This window comes from Pseudolysinimonas sp., from assembly GCF_044239695.1.
Classification (GTDB): Bacteria; Actinomycetota; Actinomycetes; order Actinomycetales; family Microbacteriaceae; genus Pseudolysinimonas_A.
The window spans coordinates 1-3,213 of the sequence record NZ_JBIIAW010000178.1 but is presented as its reverse complement, the minus strand read 5'-3'; the positions used below and the strand labels follow the sequence as shown (position 1 = coordinate 3,213).

The following is a 3,213-nucleotide window of genomic DNA, read 5'->3' as shown; positions in this document are numbered from 1 at the left end:
GGCGGCCAGCAGCAGCGCGCCGCCATCGTGCGGGCGATCGCCACGAATCCCGAGCTGCTGCTGCTCGACGAGATCACCAGTGCCCTCGACCCGGAGCTCGTCGGCGAGGTTCTCGAGCTCGTGCGCGAGCTCGGCGCGGAGGGCACCACGATCATCATGGCCACCCACGAGATGGCCTTCGCCCGCGACGTCGCCTCGCGCGTCGTCTTTCTCGACAAGGGCGTCATCGCCGAAGAGGGCACACCCGCACAGGTCTTCGGGGCTCCCACGAACCCGCGCACCCGCGAGTTCCTCTCGCGGTTTACCGGCTGAGCAGTTTCGCGATCGTGGCGGGCACGGCCTCGCACAGGTCGAGGATCGTGATCGGGCCGCCCTGGCTGGCGCGATCGGCGGCGAGTCCGTGGATGACGCTCGCCGTCGCGGCGAGGCGGGCCAGCATCCGTTCGTCGTCGGCGATCTCATCGCCGTGGGTGGCGACAAGCGCGCCGAGAATGCCGGCGAGGGCGTCCCCGGCTCCCGCCGTGGCGAGCCAGCTGGGCGCGCTCTGCACGGCGAGCTGGATGCCGGGCCCCGCCACATAGGTTGTGTGCCCCTTGAGCAGCACGGTCACCCGCAACAGGTCGGCGGCCTTGACCACCCAGGTCGCCGGATCGTCGGCGATCTCGTCGACCGGCACGTCGAGCACGCGCGCGAGCTCGCGAAAGTGCGGCGTGATGACGAGTGGGCCGGTGCGCTGAGTGTGCAGCGCGAGGGCTCCCCCGTCGAGAATGACCGGCAGGCCCTGCCCCATCGCCTCGTCGGCGACCGGGTCGCTGAACGAGGCATGGTCGGTGCCGGAGCCGATGAGCCAGGCCTGCACGCGTCCGTTCGACGCAACGGCCTCCGGGCGCCGCGCGAGCACGAGGTCGCTCGCCCGCTGTGGTCCGAGGTAGCGCACCATGCCGACGCCCGTGCGCAGTGCTGCCTCGACGCCGAGCACGGCGGCACCCGGGTACTGGTCGCTGCCCGTGATCACGCCGAGCACGCCACGCGAGTACTTGTCGTCGCGCTCGGTGGGCACCGCAATGTGGGCGGCGGCGTCTCGCGCGGTAAAGGGCTGCATCCCCTCACGATAGTTTGGGACGGTGAGCCTGAGCATCCCGAACCGTGTTGTCGTCTTCGACTACGGGGAGGTGATCAGCCGGTCGCCCAACGAGGTCGACCGTGCGATCCTGCTCGAGATCGCCGGCGTCGACGCCGAGCCCTTCTGGTCGAGCTACTGGGCGCACCGCGACGACCTCGACCAGGGCCGCGTCGACGTGCCCGGCTACTGGGCACGCATCGCGGCCGACACCGGCGCCGACTGGAGGCCGTCGACTGTCTACGCGCTGTGGGTCGCCGACTTTCGCAGCTGGATCAGCGTCGAGCCGACCACGATCGACCTCATCGCCGAGCTGCACGCGGGCGGCACCCGCGTCGCGCTGCTCAGCAACGCCGGCTTCGACTTCGCCGGGCCCTTTCGCTTCTCCCCCATGGCCCAGTACTTCGAGCGCATGTTCATCAGTGCAGAAATGGACAACATCAAGCCGGATGCTGCCATCTACCGCGAGGTCGCGGGCAACCTGGGAATCGAACTCGAGCAGATGGTGTTCATCGACAACAGGAAGGTGAACACGGATGCCGCCGCAGCGCTGGGCGTGACCGTGCACCACTACGAGGGCGGTGACGGCCTCGCGGCCTTCCTGCACTCTCTCGCCGCGTAAGGAAGCCATGCCCGAACTGTTCGACCCGATCACCCTCCGCTCTGTCACCATTCGCAACCGCATCTGGGTGCCCGCACTCTGCCAGTACACCCTCTCTGAGAGAGACGGGGTTGTCGGCGACTGGCACCTCGTGCACCTTGGCTCCATGGCCGCCGGCGGCGCCGGACTCGTCATCGCCGAGGCGACGGGCGTCTCGCCCGAGGGCCGTATCTCGCCGCATGACACCGGCATCTGGAACGACGAGCAGCAGGTCGCCTGGGCTCGCGTCGTCGCCTTTCTGCACTCCCAGGGTGCGGCGGCTGGAATCCAGCTGGCGCACGCGGGACGCAAGGCCTCGGTCTACCCCGAGTGGGGAGTCGAGGGCCGCAAGGGCACCATGCCGGGCAGTGAGGGCGGCTGGCAGACGGTGTCGGCATCCGCCCTGCCGTTCACGGGCTATGAGCCGCCGATCGCGTTGGATGCCGCGGGCATCGACAAGGTCGTCGCCGACTTCGAGGCGGCCGGCCGCCGTGCCCTCGCCGCCGGATTCGACGTGCTTGAGGTGCACGCCGCGCACGGCTACCTCGTGCACCAGTTTCTGTCGCCGCTCAGCAATCGCCGCGAGGACGAGTACGGCGGCTCCCTAGAGAACCGCGCCCGCCTGCTGCTGCGCATCGTGTCCTCTTTGAGGAAGCTCTCTGATGACGTGCCCGTGCTCGTGCGCTTCAGCGCCACGGACTACGCCGAGGGCGGCTGGGACGAGGCGCAGACAGCGATCGTCGCCGGCTGGGCCGCCGAGGCCGGGGCCGACTTCTTCGACATCTCGAGCGGCGGCAACGTCACGGGCGTGACCATTCCCAGCGGACCCGGATACCAGGTGCACCTCGCCTCCTTCGTGCACGACACCGCGGATGTCGACGTCGCCGCCGTTGGACTCATCACGACTGCGCAGCAGGCCAGCGACATCGTCACCTCCGGCCGCGCCGCGGCGGTGCTGCTCGGCCGCGAGATGATGCGCGACCCGCACTTCGCCCTGCGGGCTGCGCACGAGCTCGGCGTCGAGGTCGACTACTGGCCGTCGCAGTACCTGCGGGCGCGCTGGGGCTAGCTTGCTGCCAACGGCCCGTTGAGGAACCACCGGCCCGTTTGAACGGCCGGTTTGTTCGCAAACGGGCGGTCGGCGGGCTAGATGCGCCGCGTGGCGTCCTGCACCTCGCCGACAAGCTCCTCGATGATGTCCTCTAGGAACAGCACGCCGGTCGTGGCGCCGGTCTCATCGAAGGCGCGGGCGACGTGGGTGCCTGAGCGACGCATCGTCGCGAGCGCATCCTCGAGGTCGGTTGCCCTGAAGATCGAGATCAGCTGGCGAATGCGCTTCGGCGGCACCGGCTCGTCGTACTCGGTGTCGTCGAGGTCGATGACGTCTTTGAGGTGCAGATAGCCGGTCGGCTCTCCGGCGTCGTTGACGAGCACGTAGCGCGAGAAGCCGCGC

General features: G+C 69.3%; 5 protein-coding genes. 3 read left to right on the top strand and 2 right to left on the bottom strand.

Translation table 11 applies throughout. The features are described from left to right. Positions 1 to 312, top strand: a 312-nt coding sequence (locus ACILQS_RS16070; protein ID WP_395641132.1) for an AAA family ATPase, incomplete at its 5' end; no start/stop codon positions are given. Here ACILQS_RS16070 and ACILQS_RS16065 read toward each other — a convergent pair. After that, entirely contained in the window at positions 302 to 1,102 is an 801-nt protein-coding gene (locus ACILQS_RS16065) for an NAD(P)H-hydrate dehydratase (protein WP_395641131.1), read from the bottom strand. The two genes, ACILQS_RS16070 and ACILQS_RS16065, sit on opposite strands and share 11 nt — an antisense overlap. Positions 1,103 to 1,124: 22 nt before the next feature. On the opposite strand from ACILQS_RS16065, the gene ACILQS_RS16060 reads away from it, so the two are divergent. Then, positions 1,125 to 1,742: an HAD-IA family hydrolase gene (locus ACILQS_RS16060; protein WP_395641130.1), complete on the top strand. Its 618-nt coding sequence runs from the start codon at positions 1,125 to 1,127 to the stop codon at positions 1,740 to 1,742. A gap of 7 nt (positions 1,743 to 1,749) precedes the next feature. Further along, entirely contained in the window at positions 1,750 to 2,829 is a 1,080-nt protein-coding gene (locus ACILQS_RS16055) for an NADH:flavin oxidoreductase/NADH oxidase (protein WP_395641129.1), read from the top strand. A 77-nt stretch (positions 2,830 to 2,906) separates the two neighbouring features. On the opposite strand, the gene ACILQS_RS16050 is transcribed toward ACILQS_RS16055, so the two are convergent. Continuing rightward, the coding region (locus tag ACILQS_RS16050) for a CBS domain-containing protein (protein WP_395641128.1) at positions 2,907 to 3,213 on the bottom strand (307 nt) is incomplete at its 5' end.